Annotated in this window: 17 protein-coding genes; 2 read left to right on the forward strand and 15 right to left on the reverse strand. The window is 50.5% G+C overall.

Going from position 1 to position 18125, the window contains the following annotated elements:
* Positions 1-49: 49 nt before the first annotated feature.
* The 8 genes from B2U90_RS09545 to B2U90_RS09580 all read right to left on the reverse strand — a co-directional run bounded on the left by B2U90_RS09545 (position 50) and on the right by B2U90_RS09580 (position 9136).
* The gene (locus B2U90_RS09545) at positions 50-1330 is read right to left on the reverse strand and encodes an MFS transporter (RefSeq protein ID WP_292017656.1); all 1281 of its coding nucleotides are present in this window, start codon (positions 1328-1330) and stop codon (positions 50-52) included.
* Positions 1331-1767: 437 nt separating this feature from the next.
* A complete protein-coding gene (locus tag B2U90_RS09550) occupies positions 1768-2787 on the reverse strand; it encodes a zinc-binding alcohol dehydrogenase family protein (protein ID WP_292017657.1) in 1020 nt (339 codons plus the stop codon).
* Between the two features lie 41 nt (positions 2788-2828).
* A complete protein-coding gene (locus B2U90_RS09555) occupies positions 2829-4430 on the reverse strand; it encodes a mannitol dehydrogenase family protein (protein ID WP_292017658.1) in 1602 nt (533 codons plus the stop codon).
* A gap of 39 nt (positions 4431-4469) precedes the next feature.
* Positions 4470-5549, reverse strand: a complete 1080-nt coding sequence (gene uxuA, locus B2U90_RS09560) for a mannonate dehydratase (protein ID WP_059076265.1) — start codon at positions 5547-5549, stop codon at positions 4470-4472.
* A gap of 157 nt (positions 5550-5706) precedes the next feature.
* Entirely contained in the window at positions 5707-6654 is a 948-nt protein-coding gene (locus tag B2U90_RS09565) for a 2-hydroxyacid dehydrogenase (protein WP_150824385.1), read from the reverse strand.
* A 121-nt stretch (positions 6655-6775) separates the two neighbouring features.
* On the reverse strand, positions 6776-7213 hold the full coding sequence (locus B2U90_RS09570; RefSeq protein ID WP_236699650.1) for a MarR family winged helix-turn-helix transcriptional regulator: 438 nt from the start codon (positions 7211-7213) through the stop codon (positions 6776-6778).
* Between the two features lie 8 nt (positions 7214-7221).
* Complete coding sequence (locus tag B2U90_RS09575) at positions 7222-8433, reverse strand: MFS transporter (protein ID WP_292017659.1); 1212 nt, start codon at positions 8431-8433, stop codon at positions 7222-7224.
* A gap of 148 nt (positions 8434-8581) precedes the next feature.
* Positions 8582-9136 (reverse strand): 3'-5' exonuclease, encoded by a 555-nt coding sequence (locus B2U90_RS09580; RefSeq protein ID WP_059076261.1) that lies wholly within the window; start codon positions 9134-9136, stop codon positions 8582-8584.
* 188 nt (positions 9137-9324) lie between these two features.
* Here B2U90_RS09580 and B2U90_RS09585 point away from each other — a divergent pair, with 188 nt between their 5' ends.
* On the forward strand, positions 9325-10044 hold the full coding sequence (locus B2U90_RS09585; RefSeq protein ID WP_150824383.1) for a M48 family metallopeptidase: 720 nt from the start codon (positions 9325-9327) through the stop codon (positions 10042-10044).
* Positions 10045-10054: 10 nt separating this feature from the next.
* Here B2U90_RS09585 and B2U90_RS09590 read toward each other — a convergent pair whose 3' ends face one another.
* The 6 genes from B2U90_RS09590 to B2U90_RS09615 all read right to left on the reverse strand — a co-directional run bounded on the left by B2U90_RS09590 (position 10055) and on the right by B2U90_RS09615 (position 15684).
* Entirely contained in the window at positions 10055-10921 is an 867-nt protein-coding gene (locus B2U90_RS09590; protein WP_059076259.1) for a cation diffusion facilitator family transporter, read from the reverse strand.
* A gap of 215 nt (positions 10922-11136) precedes the next feature.
* Positions 11137-12324, reverse strand: coding sequence for an ABC transporter substrate-binding protein (locus B2U90_RS09595; RefSeq protein ID WP_075582468.1), 1188 nt, complete (start codon positions 12322-12324; stop codon positions 11137-11139).
* A 79-nt stretch (positions 12325-12403) separates the two neighbouring features.
* Positions 12404-13321, reverse strand: a complete 918-nt coding sequence (locus tag B2U90_RS09600; RefSeq protein WP_292017660.1) for a peptidoglycan DD-metalloendopeptidase family protein — start codon at positions 13319-13321, stop codon at positions 12404-12406.
* Between the two features lie 41 nt (positions 13322-13362).
* A complete protein-coding gene (locus B2U90_RS09605) occupies positions 13363-13887 on the reverse strand; it encodes a DUF4446 family protein (protein WP_059076258.1) in 525 nt (174 codons plus the stop codon).
* Between the two features lie 89 nt (positions 13888-13976).
* Entirely contained in the window at positions 13977-14918 is a 942-nt protein-coding gene (locus B2U90_RS09610; RefSeq protein ID WP_234995368.1) for a ParB/RepB/Spo0J family partition protein, read from the reverse strand.
* Positions 14908-15684, reverse strand: coding sequence for a ParA family protein (locus B2U90_RS09615; RefSeq protein ID WP_059076257.1), 777 nt, complete (start codon positions 15682-15684; stop codon positions 14908-14910). Before B2U90_RS09615 ends, B2U90_RS09610 begins: the two co-directional genes overlap by 11 nt.
* 195 nt (positions 15685-15879) lie before the next feature.
* Here B2U90_RS09615 and B2U90_RS09620 point away from each other — a divergent pair, with 195 nt between their 5' ends.
* Positions 15880-16536 carry a hypothetical protein gene (locus tag B2U90_RS09620; protein WP_059076256.1) on the forward strand — a complete coding sequence of 219 codons (657 nt, stop codon included), beginning with the start codon at positions 15880-15882 and terminating at the stop codon, positions 16534-16536.
* 156 nt (positions 16537-16692) lie between these two features.
* Here the strand turns inward: B2U90_RS09620 and B2U90_RS09625 are convergent, their stop codons facing one another.
* Complete coding sequence (locus B2U90_RS09625) at positions 16693-17976, reverse strand: adenylosuccinate synthase (RefSeq protein WP_059076255.1); 1284 nt, start codon at positions 17974-17976, stop codon at positions 16693-16695.
* Positions 17977-18125: the final 149 nt, after the last annotated feature.

Consider the following 18125-nt stretch of genomic DNA (forward strand, 5'->3'; position numbering starts at 1 on the left):
AACATCTCCCTTTCTTACGTTCACGTACTTACCTATAGTGAAGACAGCTTTATGCTTCTGCCTTTTCTGCATCTTTGTGTACCGTTTCCTTGATGATAGTCAGCGGGATATAGGACAGGGCCAGCATGATAGCCAGTACGACGTAGTGGGCCGTAAACCCATAGGTTTCAATAATCCAGCCTGCCGTCGGGGCAGCGAAGAACCCGGAAAGACCGAGGGCAATACCAATCATCAGGCCCATAGAGGAGCCGGCCGATTTGGGCAGGGAATCGATGAGCAGGGCATACATGACCGGGAATGGCGAATTACGGAAGAGGCCCCAGAAAATGAGGATCATCCAGGCTGACATTTCCGTATTGATGAACATGCAGGCCAGGGTCGCAACAATCCAGCCGGCAGTGATGATGCGCAGGGCAAACTTACGGCCCGTAGAATCCGATACCGTACCCCAGCCAATCTGGCCAATCCAGCCAGTCAGGCCGGAAGCACCCGAAACGACAGCAGCAGCCGCCAGAGAGATGCCGGCAACCGTCGTCAGCTGCAGGGTCATAAATGTGGTGATAGCCGCTTCAGACCAGAGGAAAATAAAGATCGTGATGATAGCCATGACACAGTTGCGGTTCTGGAGGCAGACGCCGACGTTTTTGACCATTTCTTTAAGAGACGGTTTCTTGCCTTCGGCTTCGACTTCATCGAGCGGTTTGGTCATCTGATGGTCTTCAATCCATTTATAAACCTTTTTCTGATTTTTTTCCGTACCAAAAATCAGCTGCAGGATGATGATAGGAATGGCCAGGAGGGGAACAAAGGTAAAAGCATCATGCCAGGTACCGACGGCCAGGATAAAGCTGATGACGACAGGTCCCAGGAACTGACCGAAGGGGAAGCCCGTGTGATGGACGCCGATGGCGAAACCACGATGTTCTTTCGGCCACCATTCACCGATAATCGCTACGTTTACCGGTTCAGCACCGCCAGTCCCCATGCCGAGGACAGCCAGAGCAGCGCGCATAGCATTGACGGTCGTACACATAGCAGTCAGAATGCCTCCGATAGCCGCGACGACCATGCAGCAGATCCAGGTCCAGCCCCGTTTATAGCCGGAACCGACAGAGTCAGAAAGGATGCCAAAGAAAGTAGCACCGATGAAGGCACCGATGAACATAGCCGAATTCAGGAAGCCGACTTCGGTAGCACTCCAATGAAATTCTTCCATAATAGCCGGCAGAACGGTCGGCAGAATGATACGGGATACGGACGTAGCCAGAATGGCCAGGGTCGTAACCAGCAAAAGGATCCATGATATAGGATGGGCCTTAGGCATTTTCATACAGATACACTCCCTTTTCTTTTTTCCTTCATGATACATAATAAAATAACAGTAAGCTTCATTTTCCGTTCATCAAAGACGTACGGTTCTTCCTCCTTTCCTCATTACCTGAACGATGCTGGGACACGTTGCGATTTATCGTTCGTATATACATATATTCTTTTATATCCGCACCTCATTGATATACTAACATTCTAGCACCTGTATGATGAATAATCAATAAATACAACGCATTTTTGCATACATATTTCTCATCATTTTATCTATAACATTGCCTATTTGTAATATAACTTCTTTTTATAAATAAAAAATAAACGGTAACTGCCACAAAAAGACAAGGCCAGTTCCTGTGTCGCGTGTAACGTAAAAAAAAAGATGGAGTCATCACATTACGCAAAAAAGCGTAATGTGATGACTCCATCTCATATCAGGCATAATTAATCAAAGGTAAGGATGATTTTCAGCACTTTATCAGGATGTTCGTCGTTAAAGGCAAAGGCTTCGCCAGCTTTTGCAAAGGGGAAGGTATGGGTAATGATTTCTTTTGGCTGTACTTTCCCATCTTTGAACCAGCCGATGACTTCGGGGAAGCGGTGGTTATTGAGCCGCGTACCGATGATTTCCAGTTCCCGTCCCATGATGTCTACCTGGCGGATAGGAAGTTCCTGTGTCGTAAAGCCGAGGACGACGATACGGCCGGCCTGGCTGGGCAGGTCGCGGATACACGTAGCCAGGATTTTCGTATTAGCCGTCGCTTCATAAATGAGGTTGAACCCTTCGCCATTCGTGAATTCCTTCATGGCATCGACTATATCCGTCGTCTTTCCATTGACGACCATATCTGCACCCATTTCTTTCGCTTTTTCCAGACGGCTTTCGACGATGTCGAGGATGGCGACTCTGGCCCCCTTCATCTTGGCAACCTGGAGAATGATCAGGCCGATCGGGCCGGCACCGCAGATGAGTACCGTGTCATCCCCGGTGAGGCGGCCGCGATGAGCGACCTGGGCCCCGATGGAGTACGGTTCTACTGTTGCCGCGATTTCCCAGGGAATATTGTCAGGCAGCTTATAGGCCTGGCGGTAGTCGGCAGCGACGTATTCCTGGAAACCGCCATCGCGATGGACACCCATGACCTGAAGGCTGGAGCAGACATTGTGCCGGTCGTGCCGGCAGGCATAGCAGTGGCCGCAGGAAACGACAGGATCGACGGCTACCCGGTCGCCGACAGCGATATGTTCCGTCTGGCTTCCCACTTTGACGACTTCGCCGACAAATTCATGGCCGACGACGCGGGGATAGGTTGCAAAGGCATTTTTCCCATGGAAGATATGGACATCAGAGCCACAGATACCGGCAGCTTTCACTTTTACCAATACCTGGGTTTCCGTAATTTCCGGTATATCCCGTTCGACAACGGCAATACTGCCCGGTTTTTCAACTACAACTGCTTTCATGACATTTCCTCCTTCGTATGAGCACATATATATGACAGGACTCAGCCTACATATTTCTTCAGGACGGCACGGACAGCGCCAGGACCGGCAATGAGTTCTTTAAAATAGCCTTCGATGACTGGTTCAAGGCCCACTTCTGAAAGGTCCATACCGCCAAAAATATCGCGGTTGGACAGGATGGGATGCAGCGCCCCTGAGGCCGTTTCCGGATGACCGAAACAGACGCCGGCAAGGATCTTCTGCAAATCTTCCAAAAGAGGATCCGGGCTGGGCGTAAACGCATTTCCCTTATCGTCTATACCGAGAAGGTAGCGGCACCAGCCGGCAATGGCCAGAGGGATATATTTCAGGTCTTTGGCCTTATCGCCATAGGCTTTGATAGTAATACCATAGCGGACGCCTACTTTCTGCGACGTGTCCGTAGCAATGCGCTGAGGCGTATCGGGGACATTGGGGTTGGGCAGCCGTTCTTCCAGCAGTTCATCGATGAATGCCTTCGGATTGAGGACGCCGGGATTAACGACGACGGGCAGCCCTTCATCATAACCGATTTTTTCAATGAGCCCTTTGAGCTGGGGATCGCCGATTTCATCGGAAATCTTCACATAACCCAGAAGGCAGCCGTACACGGCCAGGGCCGTATGGAGCGGATTGAGGCAGGTTCCTACTTTCATGCGTTCGCACTGGTTGACCGTTTCCCGGTCTGTAAAGATGACGCCGGCTTTTTCCAGGGGCGGACGACCGTTGGGGAAGGTGTCCTCAATGACCAGATATTCCTGCGGAGCTGCGTTGACAAAGAGGGCATAGGTGCTGCGGCCGGCTTTGATATATTCCGTATCAGCAAAGCCGCATTCTTTGAGATACGACTGTACTTTCGGCGACGGGCCCGGTACGATTTTATCGATCATGCTGTAGGGAAAAGCCGTTTTTTCTTCAATGTATGCCGTAAAACCTGCATCGGTATATCCCTTTTCTTCCCACGCTCTGGCAAAAGTCAGGAATGCCTGGCGGATCCGTTCACCGTTGTGAGAGCAGTTATCCATGCTGACAAAGGCAATGGGGCTGACACCTGCTTTATACCGGGCATAGGTAAGGGCCGTCAGACTGCCCATGGCACTCTGCGGGTGGGCCGGGCCTTCCTGCAGATCAGACGCTACATCGTCATAGTAGTTGCCATCATAGTCCTTAAGATTATACCCTTTTTCCGTAATGGTAAAGCTGACCATCTGCAGCGACGGAGCCGTAAAAATATCGAGCAGGCGCTGCCAGTCGGCCGGTCGGCTTTCTTTGACGGCTGCCGATTCACAGACGCTGCCGATGACTTCTTTGCCGAACTGCCCATCTGCTTCCATGGTCACGTTGACATGGAGGTTGTCATAAGGCCGGAACACATCGTCGACGACGGCCGCATTATGAGTCGTGGCGGCAATGATGCCTGTATGGGCCAGGCCCTGGTCGAGAAGGCGCTGCTGGAGGACAGCGATATACGCGCGGAACAGGTTGCCGCTGCCGATATGGAGCCATTGCGGCGCTTTTTTTGTTTCCTCTATGACAGCTTTGTCATTAAACGAATAGAGAGTAAATCCTTTTTCTTCCCAAAGAGAACGATTTTCAGCAATTTCCTGCCGGTTCAGATGCAACATACACAATCCCTCCACGTAATAAATTTCATAGGTAAATCCTTAAAACTGCCCGCACAGGCGGTTGATGGCATCCCAGAGGCCACATATATAATTCGCACCGAGCGCGCGGTCATAGAGGCCGTAACCAGGCCGTCCTTCTTCACCCCAGATCATACGGCCATGGTCGGGACGGATAGGCCCATCAAAGTGGATATCATAAAGCGCTTTGGCAATTTCAAACATATCGAGAGAGCCAATGGCCGATTTGTGGGCAACTTCGTTGAATACCCACGGTTCATGCACCTGGACGTTGCGCAGATGGACGAACTGGACGCGGTGCTGACGGCCGAATTTGCGGATAATATGGGGGATGTCATTCTGGCGGTTCGAACCGAGAGAACCGGTGCAGATAGTAAAACCATTGCTTTCACTATCTACCATAGCCGCGATTTTGTCAAGGTCTGCTTCATTTTTGACGATGCGGGGCAGTCCAAAAACGGAAATAGGCGGATCATCGGGATGAATGCCCATCTTGATGCCACATTCTTCGGCTACGGGCACGACGGCTTTCAGGAAATAGGCCAGATTCTTGCGCAGGCCATCTTCATCCATGCCTTCATACTGTTCAAAAAGATGCGATAATTCCTGGAGCCGTTCCGGTTCCCAGCCAGGCAGGACAAAGCCATTGCTGTTATCCAGGATTTCCCGGGCCATATCCTGGGGCGTCTTGCCAGCGACGAGATGATAGTCATAAGCCAGGCAGGTCGAACCGTCATAGAGAGGTTTGGCCAGGTCCGTCCGTGTCCAGTCAAAAATCGGCATGAAATTGTAGCAGACGACTTCAATCCCTGCTTTGGCTGCATTTTTCAGCGACTGGATGTAATTTTCAATATACTTGTCACGGCTGGGCAGGCCCAGTTTGATATCTTCATGGACATTGATGCTTTCCAGGTCTTTGAATACGAGATTGTGTTTTGCCGCTTCTTCTTTGATATGAAGCAGCGGTTCGACAGGCCATACGTCGCCGACGGGGATATCAAATAACGCCCCGACGATGCCGTCCATCCCGGGAATCTGGTCAATCTGCTGCAGTGTAATATTATCATCTTTTTCGCCATACCAGCGAAATGTCATTCTCATATGAATAGCCTCCTCAAAAACTACAGAAACAGTATATACTGTTTATTATTTCTTGTCTTTGTTAAATACTACCATACCAGAAAGGCTGTGACAATAGAAAAGAAAGAAAAAAACAGACGGATGCTATTTCTGCATCCGTCTGCCTAAACGTATCTCTTTAGAGAATAATATTCTTCTGATTCCCGGCCAAGTACGCATCGATATTATCAAAGACGATGACGGCCCGTTTGGCCATGGATTCTACCGTTGCAAAGGCGACGTGCGGCGTGACAATAGTGTTCTTGGAGTGGAGCAGCGGGTGATTCGTATCCAGTGGTGGTTCCTTTTCAAAAACGTCGATGCCGGCGCCGGCGATTTTACCGCTGTTCAGTGCATCTGCCAGGTCCTGGGATACGACGACAGGGCCACGGGCTTCATTGATGAGGAATGCCGTCGGTTTCATGTAAGAGAGAGTTTCTTTATTGATCAGGCCCTTCGATTGGTCTGTAACCGGACAATGGAGGCTGACGATATCGGCCTGTTCCATCATTTCTTTCATGGGCAGGTAGGTAATCAGGTCCGTATCGGCTTTATGGGAAAATCCGTTATAGGCGATAACTTTGGCACCAAAAGCATGGACCAGTTCGGCGACGCGATGGCCGATATGACCAGTACCGACAAGAGCGACTGTCTTACCTTCCAATTCATTGCCGACGAGACCGGCTTTCGTACCGCCAGCACGGCAGGCTGCATCGACCTGAGGTACGCGGCGGAGCAGATCGAGCATCATGGCAATGGTCAATTCGGCTACGGCAACAGTCGAATAGCCGGATGCATTGCTGACCTTAATGCCCTTTGCTTTGGCAGCATCGAGAGCAACATGATCGACACCCGTAAAGGCCACGTCAATATATTTCAATTTTGGACAGGCGTTGATGACTTCTGCCTTCAAAGGCATATTGGCGATGATGAGGATATCGGCATCCTTTGCTTCTTCGATCTGGACGGCCGGGTCATCATTGCGTTCATACGCGGCGAATTCATAGCCTTTTTCTTTCAGAGGTTTTACATACGAATCAAGTAATTCCTGACTGATACCTAACGATTCCAATAAGACAATCTTCATCATAAAAATCCCCTTTCATCATAGGCAATATCTGATTTTATTATAAGCATGCGTCGGGCAATTTGTAAGCTATCTATGGAAAATCAGTATAGATGTACTACCTATATGCTAAAAATATATACTATACTTCGTCTAAAGCCGCTTGTACTTTTGCACACAAAGTCAATAATAGTTTTCGTTCCTCTGGAGACAGTCCTTGCAACGCCTGTCTCCGGTGCGCTATCACAAAGGGTTCCGCCTGGACGAACAAATCCCTGCCTGCGTCTGTCAATTCGATATACTTACCCCGTCCCTTTTCCCGGGGGTGCCGGCATATCAGTCCTTTCTTTCCCAAGCGGCTCAACGTGCGCGTAATCGCTGCCGCTTCCACCTTAAAATAGCGGATTAAATCGGCCTGGGCAATACCTCCGTTCAAGTGGACAAGGTTCAGGACCATCCATTCCGAACTATGCAGCCCCAGAGGAGCTACACAGCCATTTAAGGTCCGGGAAAAAATCCGGGTCGTGCAGAATAATTGCCGTACCAGTTCGTCATCTTGCCGGTCTCGTACATCCATCATGATACCTCTCAATCTTTATGGATATCGGCAACAGGTCTTTTCACCGCTTTGGGACTGGCTATGCAATCATTACCATAATGGTAATGGCAGAACATGAACAAGACGGAAAAGCAGATCATGAGAGCCGTTACGCTCCAGTACATGTTGCGATAGCCCACCATCCCGGCAACGACACCCAGGACGAGGATGCCTGTACTGGTACCAATATCCAGCATATTATAAAAAGTCGCACTGGCGGAACTGCGCCGTTCCGGGCGGACCATATTCAAAATCCACGTCAGCAGGGCCGGAAGCAGCAGGCCGGCACCTAAGCCATAAAAGACAGATGCAGCCAATAAGACCGTCAGCGAGTGAGCTGCCATGATGAGCAATAAGCCAATCAAATATGAGACAGATCCCGGCACGATGACGGCGAAGGCTCCCTTGGAGTCGAGGAGGCGACCACCAAAAGGACGGGAAATAAAGACAAACAGCGTCCCCACAATGAAGAACAGGCCAGCATTTCCAATATGTGCTTCAGCAGCCATCATAGCAATATACGTATTGACACTGCCATAGGCGGCTCCAAATAAAATCGTCAAAACAGAAGGAAGGCCCGTACCCGTTTCACAAATGCAATCACGTAACGATGTCTTTTCTATCACTTCTACACGACGTATCTTCCTACCTGCATGGCAGAACCCAACAGTCAGAACAGCCAGAAAAGAAACGGCAGCAGACGAAAAAAACAGTGCCGACGGGCCGATTTCGCTGAGTAAAAATAAACCGACCGCCGGTGCCAGTGCCATCATGACCGTACTTCCCAATCCAAAATAGCCAATTCCTTCGCCGCGGCGGCTGGCCGGGATGATATCGGCGACGATAGCAGCAGCAAAAGTCGTGCTCATGCCAAAGCCGAATCCGTGAAGGATGCGTGCCGCAACGATGGCGTGGATACTGCTAAACATATAATACGACACCGTCGCTAAAATAGAAAGAGCCAGCCCCAGGTAAAGACATTTCTTTTTTCCTAAATGGTGGACGCCCGCATCGGTAAACAAGCGTATGCAGATGGCCGAATAGCCAAAGATGCCACCAATGAGACCGATTTCCCCACCCGTCGCCCCTAAACTGGCTGCATACAGAGTAATCGTCGGCAAGAGAAAATGAAAACCAGCAAATAAAAAGCCGTTGGCCAGAACCAAGGCAACAAAATCGCGAGTCCATAATGTTTCTTTCATCAATTCAACCTCTCCTCTATATTGACTAGTCAATTTAATCAGCATTGTATATCATAGCGCTTTTTAATTGACTAGTCAATATATTTATTCTAAAGCTTTTAATACAACCGATGGGTATCGTACCAATTAATTACTCTTCGTTTCACCACTATAGTATTTTCAATTTGAGGTGCGTCGCATCGAGCAGTTCTTCCATAGACGAAGCTCCAACGGCTTCGGCTGCCTTGACGACGATGAGGGCACAGGCCCGGGCATCATCCAGCGCCTGATGATGGTGGAAGGTATATCCCAGGAAGTTCGCTACCGTATCCAGCTTGTGGTTGGGCAGATCCGGCCAGACGCGGCGTGAAATTTCGACGGTGCAGGCATAGGAGGCCTGTGGCTTTTCCAGGTGATACGTTTTGAGAAGACTGCGCAGGACCCGCGTATCAAAGACGGCGTAGTGTGCGACCAGGATGCGTCCTTCCAGATGAAGCCGCACGGACGGCCAAAGCCGGTCAAACTGAGGTTTGTGTGCCACCTGGTCGGGAGTAATGCCGTGGATGCGAACATTATCAGGGGAAAATACCATAAAGGGCGGACGAATGAGCGTGTATCCTTCGCGGACGCACTGTCCGTCATGCATGGTAACCGCCGCCAGCGAGCAGGCACTATTGGCATATTTATTGGCTGTTTCAAAATCAATTGCCGTAAAGTCTAACATAATGTACATACCTTTCTACAGAAGAAGCAGCCGCATAACGCGGCATCACGTTCAACATACCACACCTGACGGTTAAAAGCAACCTATCCTCCTATGGACAAACGGAGTATTTCAGTATAAAGTAGAGGAAGTATGAAAAGCGCAGGGCGGACATCATCTCTATACCGGACCTGCCAAAAGGAGTCATTATGCCACGTTCTGCCCAATGCCATTTCCAAAACGGCACTCTTTCTTTTTCTTATGAACTGACCCGGAAAGCTGTCAAAAACATCAATCTCCGCATCCGCCGCGATGGATCCATCCATGTATCGGCCCCTTCATTTGTCTCCAAAGACCGGATTGATGCCTTTCTGCTCCGGGAAACACCGTTCATCGTAAAAACGCTTTCCCAGATAGAAAAAAAGCCGGTATTCAGACTGAATACCGGCGATGTCCTGTATATTCATGGCCGTCCGCTGACACTCCGCGTCGTCCCCGGCCCTGCTGGAAAGGTATATGAAAAAGGAGACATCCTGTACATGGAAACGTCTCATGGCGATGAAGAGAGCCAACGGGCCCATCTCTATCACCAATATCTGCGTCAGCAGGCAGGTACTTTATTTGCTGCCAGTATAGCCCGTATCTATCCCCGGCTCCAGCCATACGGAGTTCCCCTTCCCACGGTCACCCTTCGGCGGATGCGCTCCCGCTGGGGTTCCTGTACGCCGGCCAGAAAGCGGATCAGTCTTAACACCTATCTGGCGGTCATGCCCGATGGCTGTATCGACCAGGTCGTCCTTCATGAATTATGCCACTTCCTGGAATGCAATCATTCATCCCGTTTTTATGGCTGGATGAACCGCTTCATGCCCGACTGGAAAGTCTGGCGGCAGGAACTGGTACGATACGCTCCGTACTGCAACATCTGAATATATCCGGTTATCTCGGGTCCAGGTGAATCATAGGATCACAGGGCCCGTATTTTTTTTGCAATGCCGATTCTACCTTATCGGAAATAGCATGAGCCTGGGACAGGGGAAGTGTGCGGTCCAGTTCCAGATGAAAATCCATAATGGTTTCCGATCCGGAAATGCGGGTACGCAGATGATGATATCCTTTGACTCCCGGAGTTTCCATGATGATATGGCCGATTTTCGATTCTTCGTCATCACTGAGCGACGCGTCTGTCAAATCGTCATAACTGCGGCGGCACATCTTGTATCCGACGCGGAGAATCCCCAAAGCGACGAGGCAGGCGATGAGCGGATCCAGGATAGCCCAGCCCGTGACTTTCATGAGAAAGATACCGGCCATTACGGCAGCTGACGTCCAAACATCAGCCCGCAGATGCATGCCATCAGCCTTCAGTGCTTCCGAGCCGGTCTTTTCCCCGACATAATACAACCGGGCAGACACGATGGCATTGATCAGGCTGGATGCCAGCATGATGACAATAGCCAGATTCAGTGATTCCGGCACCTGGGGATGGAAAAATTTGCCCACCGCTTCGTAGAGGATACTCAGAGCCGCCACGATAATCAGCAGGGATTCAAAGGCGGCTGAGACATTTTCCACTTTACCGTGGCCATAGTCGTGATCCTGATCTGGCGGCAGGCAGGATTTGCGCACGGCCAGGCAGGCAATGGCAGCCGCGAGGAGATCGACACCGGAGTGGATGGCTTCGGATATCAGACTGACTGTGCCAGTCAGGATTCCAATGGATAATTTACCTATTACCAGAAGAGTATTGCTGAGTACGGAAAGACAAGCCGTACGGCGTTTGAGTGTTATTTCATCTGTCGTCATAATTAAAACTTCCTTTGTCTATGAAAATAATCAGACAGGACCTGCGGAACCGCATATCCTTACTTATATGTAGTCCCGCAGGTCCTGCCTGCTGCTTGCGCCCGACCGCTTGTGCAGTCTGTTCTTTACGCATATAGTATCATCCTAATTCTCATTTGTAAATATTTTTTGAGAATATCTGTATGGCAATTTTACATGAGCCCTATGCCTTTCAGCTATTGTATATTGACCGCCGGCTGCTTTTCCAGAAGGGCCGGTTCCCCTTCCCAGAAGGTGAGGATGAATACGGCTTTGATGGCATCGTGATTGGAGTCAAGGATGATGTGTCCCGTCGCTCCCGTAAAATCAATCGTTTTAGCCAGTTCCTGGGCTATCTGCTGCGGTTTGTCGGAATTACCGCGGCGGATGGCTTCGGCGATCATCATGAGAGAATCGTAGCCCAGCGCCGCATAGCTGTCCGGCCATTCTCCGTATTTTTCATAATACCGTTCAGCAAAGGTTTCTGCCGTTTTTTCGTGGACATCATTGGCATAATGGTCGGTATATACCAGATTTGTCAGGTATGCCGGATCCACGTTTTTGGCAAGAGCCGGACCGTTCCAGCCATCAGCCCCCAAAAGAGGAGTCGTCATACCGGATGAACGGGCGAGGACAATCACTTCCCGCGCCTTTTTATCATAGAGCGGTACATACACGGCCTGGCCCGGATCCTGCCGCACGGCGTCGAGTGCCGCCGCCAGATTGCCGTCATGATCAGCCAGATCGACAAATGCCGTAACGGTACCGCCACGGGCTTCTATGGTACTGCGGTAAAACTCAGCCAGCCCTTTAGAATAAGAGCTCTCTCCGTTGTATAGGACAGCCGACCGGGTCACGTGAAGATTTTCCATGGCATATTCGCCCATAGCCCGGGCCTGATAAGGATCGATGAACGTGGCCCGGAACATATACTGGTATACCTGCCGCGATTTGGCATCGACGGTAATATCCGGATCAGTACAGGCCGGACTGACTACGGGAATGCGCAGCGCTTCCGCTGGCTGCATGACTGCCGCCGCACAGGCTGTCATGTTGGGACCGATAATGGCACTGACGTGGCGTGTCGATAACTGCTGCACCGCCATAGCTGCATCATCAGCCTTGCCATGATTATCGACCGTGACCAGATTGACCTCCTTACCCAGAAGTCCGCCCTGCTCATTCAGTATATCCCTGGCCAGCTCTACCCCCTGTTCTGTTGAACGGCAGTATGCTTCGCCAGGGCCGGTGAGGGAGAGATTGGTGCCAATCAGCACTTCTTGGCGCTGAACGGCCTGTGGTGCCTGTTTGCTGCATCCTGAGGCCAGGAAAGCCAGGGACAGCAGGCATAGGCCTGCCGCCAGCAGGGTGCTGATACGTTTCATAGCATGTGTCTCCTTTTCATAAAAAAAACAGGGCGGTCCCGTCCATCCGTTCCCCCCTGTTTTATCTTCCTATGATGAATTATGGTAAAAACAGCAACGGATCCGTCGGAGTGCCGTTGACTCGTACTTCATAGTGGCAATGCGGCCCCGTACTGCGTCCCGTACTGCCTGCCAGAGCGACGATATCGCCCGTCCTGACTTCCTGGCCTACGACGACCAGAAGCATCGAATTGTGGCCGTAGCGGGTAACGAATCCGCCGCCGTGGTCGATTTCTACGAGATTGCCATAGCCATCGACCCATCCGGCCATGGTGACTTTTCCCGAAGCCGTAGCCCGTACAGGTGTCCCGTAATCGACGGCAATATCCAGTCCTTCATGATAGCCGGTACCACCGCCAATGGGATTGCCCCGGTAGCCGAAGTTCGACGTAATCGTACCGTTGACCGGCCAGATAGACGGATAATTCGAAGCCTGGTATTTCTTGGAAATCTGCTGCATCTCCCGGACCTGCTGACCGGCCGTATCACTGAGCACGGTCTTAAGCGTAATGAAACTGATGATGCGGGCATTTGTTTTGGTTTCCAGCCGGGAGGTGGCATGGAGCAGGTCGTTGTAGTCAGCATGAGAAACGTCCGGTGATTTCTTCTGCTGTCCTGCTACGCCACCTTCACCTTTTGGGCTGTCACCCGTACCTGCCCCCTTGACCATCTGCCGCAGCTCCTGGTCGAGGGCATCCATCTTATCCATTTTTTCCTGGAGCGATGCCGTTTTTTCCCGCATCAGTTCCAGCTGTTGTTCGTGAAGCGCGTTCTGTTCCTTCATGTACTGCAGCGAAATAAATTCATATATACCGATGCACAGTCCGGCAGCAATGACGACAACGCCTGCGATGACCGCTGCCAGTATCTTTTTATACTGTCCCGGTGTGATGACCAGCGGCTCTGTACGCCTGAGGCAGGAAGCATGGCCGGCCATACCAGCAGCACGTTGTTTCAAACGCGCAAGAAAATCCTGAAAATTCAAATATAGTCCCCTCTTTAATCCTTTTGTACCGTATCCAGCGTACCCGTATACTGCAGGGCGTTATCCAGACTTTCTTTTTCTTCTTCACTCATGCCATACAGGCACTTGCCATCGACGATCGGCTTGGCGAAAATGCGGGATTCGTTACGACCGTAAACACTGGAAAGACAGAAACCGTCGTTCTTGCCGTCGAGCACCGTAAAGGCAAAACTCAGATTGTTGCCAATATTGTCAAAGGCATTGTATTTGACAAAGCCGATTTTGCGGAAACAGTGGTTCTGCACGGCCATGATATCTTTCTGGGTCTTGTGGATGAGTTCCAGTGAATCCTGCAAATCGTGCAGCCGGGCAACATCTTCATGCAGCTTGGCTTCTACACTTTTGCCCGTTTCATCCTGCATAAAAAACTCATATTTTTCTTTGAGTTTGCCCATGCGGTGGGTCAGTATGCCAATGTAGATGATCAGCAGCAGCAACAGCACTCCCACAGCGCCGGCGGCAGCCAGATAAATAAGCTGCCAGTCTAATCCATAAAACATGTCTTTCCTCCTGCAGTATTACAAAAAAAGTCTGTATCTTATATTACACAAAAGAACTCTAAAAAACAACCGCTTTCCAGGATTTTTTTCTAAACTGTAAAAGAAGATGGCGTTTCCGTGCCGTCTCCCGTCTTTTCTTCTGTCAAAAGAGCCAGAAGCCGTTCAAATTCGGCTTCCGACGCTACGGAGATTTCGATTTTCCCCTTTTGCCTCTTCCGGTTGAAATGAATAGAAACATTAGTCCCCAGATGCATTTTAATTCGGTCCTGCATGGCTTCCAGATAGGCATCGGGTTCTTTCGGTCCCTTGTCCGTGCCACCCTGCAGCATACGGGCCACGAGGGCTTCACACTGCCGTGCCGATAATCCCTGGCGGATAATCTGTCCGGCTGCCGCCAGCTGCTGATCTTCATCGGCAAGCTGAAGCAGGGGGCGGGCCTGTCCCATAGACAGTGTCCCATCGCGGAGGAACTGGCATATTTCGTCAGGCAGTTTCAAAAGGCGTATCATATTGGCTACGTGGGGACGGCTCTTGCCCACTTTCTGTGCTGCCTCTTCCTGCGTCAGTCCGAACGTATGGATCAGCATGTCATATGCCGCTGCTTCTTCCATGACATTCAGATTTTCCCGCTGCAGGTTTTCAATGAGTGACACTTCGGCAGCCGCATCGGGTGTATACTCCCGTACCAGAGCAGGAATCGTTTTCAGGCCGGCCAGTTTCGCAGCCCGCAGGCGCCGTTCTCCCGCCACCAGTTCGTACGTGCCATCAGGCTTCTTCTGTACGACCAGCGGCTGGATCAGCCCATACTGGCGGATAGAGGAGGACAATTCTTCCAATGCCACGCTGTCAAACTCACGCCGCGCCTGATGAGGATTGGGCACAATGGCCGAAATATCCAGTTCCGCCGGCATCGTTCCGTCACCAGAAGCAGCCTTATCTATTTCATCTATTTTTTTTTCTTTTAATCCCAGTGCCTGAAGCCGGCTTCCCAGGATGGCATTACTGCCAAGTCCCTTTTTCCTAACCGACACGGCGAATCACCTCTCTGGCTAATTTTCGATACACTTCCGCACCGCGAGAATGAGGGTCGTACACGGTGATAGGCTCCCCATGACTCGGAGCTTCTCCCAACCGTACATTGCGCGGGATAATCGTGCGGAACACCTGTCCGCTGAAGTATTTTTTTACTTCTTCGGCAACCTGCAGAGACAGGTTCGTACGGCCGTCAAACATAGTGAGCAGCAGTCCCAGCAGACGCAGGCTGCTGTTCATATTATCCCGTACCATCTCGACGGTCTGCATCAGCTGGGCCAGACCTTCCAGTGCATAAAACTCACATTGCACGGGAATCAGTACCTGGTCCGATGCCACCAGAGCATTGATGGTCAGAAGCCCCAGTGAGGGGGGACAATCGATGAGAACAAAGTCATAGGGCTTTTTCGCCGCTTCCAGACAATCTGACAGCGCCTGCTTCAATACCTGTTCCCGTTTATCCATATTGACCAGTTCTACGGCTGCCCCGGCTACATCCATCGTCGCCGGAATGACAGACAACTTTTTCACTGCCGTCTTCTGCAATACCTGTTCCATCGGTACGCCATCAATCAGGCAGTCATATAAATTGCCGGAAAGGCTTTCTTTATCGATACCCAGACCGCTCGTCGCATTGCCCTGGGGGTCCAGATCCACCAATAATGTACGCTTGCCGCAGTCTGCCAGACAGGCGCTCAGATTAATGCTGGTCGTCGTCTTGCCCACGCCGCCTTTCTGGTTCGTCACGGCAATAATATGAGCCAACGCAGTCACCTCATTTCCAAATTTAAGTCTATATATTAGTATACCTTGCTACGATTATTTTAGCAAATATTTCATGCTCATCAGAACGGTCGTTCCGGCCTTTCCACACTTTTACTAGCCACTATAAGAAAAACTTGCTATAATGGAACAAAAAGTCAGGATTATCGCCGATAGTCCGGGAAAAGAGGATACCCTATGCCTGTTTATAAAGGAAATCTGAAACACATCGATACCAATAATGTACTCACCCTGGCAGGACAGCGCGCCGTTGACGATGCAACGCCGGAAATGGCAGAAGAAGTCTGCCAGACCGTCGTCCGCCTGGCCCAGCCGGTCAGTGTATTTTATCAGTTCTTTTATGATAAAGATACACACACCTTTTTATGCAATGATCCATTTGTCATCGAAGGGGAAACGGTCCGCAATTATCTGGAAAATACGGAAGTCGCCATCATCATGGCCGTCACTCTCGGGAAAGAAGTAGAAGATGCCTGTGATGAATTATTCATGCAGAAAGACTTCACCAAAGGCATCCTCATGGATTCCGCCATTTCTATCGCAACAGAACAGATGGTAGGACAGTTATGCGGCTATATCGACACCCTCGGCGCACCGGAAGGCTACAAGATTCTCTGGCGCATCACGCCGGGCCACAGCGACACGCCCCAGAAACAGGAAGTCACGCTGGTACAGGCCCTGCAGGCCGCCCAGATCGGCATTTCCGTTACGCCGACCAATATGCTCGTACCGCGTAAAGCCGTCACGGCTATCGTCGGCATGAACCACGTCGGGGGAGAAGGAGGCTGCAGCCCGTCCGGTTGTGCCAGCTGCTCCCACAACTGCCATGAATGATTCTAGGTACATCATACATCTGAAAACTAATAACGGAAAGCTCAGAAAGAGATTGTCTTCAATGGCAATCTCTTTTTTCTGCTCATATACGAAAAGCAGGCCCCGTGAACAGGGCCCGCTTTTCGTATATCGTTATGGTGAAAACCCAAAATAGCATTAGAAAATCGGCTGAAGGATAATCGTCTGGCTGCGGTTCGGACCGACCGAGACAATACCCAGGGGTACGCCGACGAGTTCACTGATGCGTTCTACATACTTACGAGCTGCTTCCGGCAGTTCATCATAGGTCTTGCAGGCAGAAATATCTGTCTTCCAGCCCGGCATTTCTTCATATACCGGTTCGACCTGTTCCAGTACTTCCAGACTGGCCGGGTATTCCGGCAGGAGCTGGCCATTGTACCGGTAACCAGTGCAAATCTTTATCGTGTCAAGGTCATCGAGGATATCCAGGCGGGTAATAGCCAGATAATCCAGGCTGTTCAGCATAGCCGCATATTTGACGACAGCCGTATCCAGCCAGCCGCAACGGCGCGGACGGCCCGTAACAGTGCCAAATTCATGGCCCGTATTGCGCAGATATTCCCCAATTTCATTATTCTGTTCCGCCGGGAACGGACCGGCACCGACACGGGTCGTATAAGCTTTGACGACGCCTACGATGTTTTCCATGCGGCGCGGGCCGACACCGGAACCGGTGCAGGCACCGCCGGCTGTCGGGTTGGAACTGGTGCAGAACGGATAGGTACCATGATCGATGTCGAGCATGGTCGCCTGGGCACCTTCAAACAGTACCTTTCTGCCTTCATTAATATATACGTTGGCAGAATAGTTTGTATCTTTTACATAGGGACGGATGCGGTCGGCATACCCAAGGTATTCCTGATATATCGTGTCGAAGTCAAAACCCTGGCAGCCATAATAGGTTTCAAACAGGCGGTTCTTTAATTTCAGATTGACCCGCAGTTTTTTTGCAAAAATATCCTTATCCATCAAATCGCCAATACGGATACCGACACGATTGATTTTATCGGCATAACAGGGACCGATGCCATTTTTCGTCGTACCGATCTTGGCATCCCCTTTGAGTTTTTCATCTTCTTCATCGATGCGGATATGATATGGCATAATCACATGAGCCCGCGTGGAAATTTCCAGTTTGCTGATTGTGACGCCTTTTTCTTTCATGCCATCCAGTTCCTGGAGAAGGACTTCCGGGTTTACTACGACGCCACTGCCGATGATGCACGTCTTATCAGAGAACAGGATCCCTGATGGCAGGAGGCGCAGCGCAAAGGCCTTGTCATCTACCACGACAGTATGGCCGGCGTTATTCCCGCCCTGGGAGCGGATAACTACATCGGCTTTCTGTGCCAGATAATCAACAATCTTACCTTTACCTTCATCACCCCACTGGGTGCCTAATACCATTGCTGTTGCCATTGCTTCAACATCCCTTCGTGAATTAGAGATTAAGAAAACAGGATACGGTATGCCAGTTCCCGTTTTCTAACGTACGTGTATATTATACACGAATTTAATTAAAATTCCTATCATATTAACCGAAAAAGCGTACATATTTCAAAAGAGCC

It is taken from the genome of Megasphaera sp. UBA4233 (genome assembly GCF_002395615.1).
Taxonomy (GTDB): Bacteria; Bacillota; Negativicutes; order Veillonellales; family Megasphaeraceae; genus Megasphaera; species Megasphaera hexanoica.

What these genes read in the sequence shown, in the direction of transcription:
- B2U90_RS09620 (WP_059076256.1), top strand. Translation starts at nt 15,880, where the DNA reads ATGCCTGTTTATAAAGGAAATCTGAAACACATCGATACCAATAATGTA.
- B2U90_RS09550 (WP_292017657.1), bottom strand. Translation starts at nt 2,787, where the DNA reads ATGAAAGCAGTTGTAGTTGAAAAACCGGGCAGTATTGCCGTTGTCGAA.
- B2U90_RS09570 (WP_236699650.1), bottom strand. Translation starts at nt 7,213, where the DNA reads ATGATGGATGTACGAGACCGGCAAGATGACGAACTGGTACGGCAATTA.
- B2U90_RS09575 (WP_292017659.1), bottom strand. Translation starts at nt 8,433, where the DNA reads ATGAAAGAAACATTATGGACTCGCGATTTTGTTGCCTTGGTTCTGGCC.
- B2U90_RS09555 (WP_292017658.1), bottom strand. Translation starts at nt 4,430, where the DNA reads ATGTTGCATCTGAACCGGCAGGAAATTGCTGAAAATCGTTCTCTTTGG.
- uxuA (WP_059076265.1), bottom strand. Translation starts at nt 5,549, where the DNA reads ATGAGAATGACATTTCGCTGGTATGGCGAAAAAGATGATAATATTACA.
- B2U90_RS09605 (WP_059076258.1), bottom strand. Translation starts at nt 13,887, where the DNA reads ATGTTTTATGGATTAGACTGGCAGCTTATTTATCTGGCTGCCGCCGGC.
- B2U90_RS09545 (WP_292017656.1), bottom strand. Translation starts at nt 1,330, where the DNA reads ATGAAAATGCCTAAGGCCCATCCTATATCATGGATCCTTTTGCTGGTT.
- B2U90_RS09585 (WP_150824383.1), top strand. Translation starts at nt 9,325, where the DNA reads ATGCCACGTTCTGCCCAATGCCATTTCCAAAACGGCACTCTTTCTTTT.
- B2U90_RS09580 (WP_059076261.1), bottom strand. Translation starts at nt 9,136, where the DNA reads ATGTTAGACTTTACGGCAATTGATTTTGAAACAGCCAATAAATATGCC.
- B2U90_RS09590 (WP_059076259.1), bottom strand. Translation starts at nt 10,921, where the DNA reads ATGACGACAGATGAAATAACACTCAAACGCCGTACGGCTTGTCTTTCC.
- B2U90_RS09595 (WP_075582468.1), bottom strand. Translation starts at nt 12,324, where the DNA reads ATGAAACGTATCAGCACCCTGCTGGCGGCAGGCCTATGCCTGCTGTCC.
- B2U90_RS09565 (WP_150824385.1), bottom strand. Translation starts at nt 6,654, where the DNA reads ATGAAGATTGTCTTATTGGAATCGTTAGGTATCAGTCAGGAATTACTT.
- B2U90_RS09625 (WP_059076255.1), bottom strand. Translation starts at nt 17,976, where the DNA reads ATGGCAACAGCAATGGTATTAGGCACCCAGTGGGGTGATGAAGGTAAA.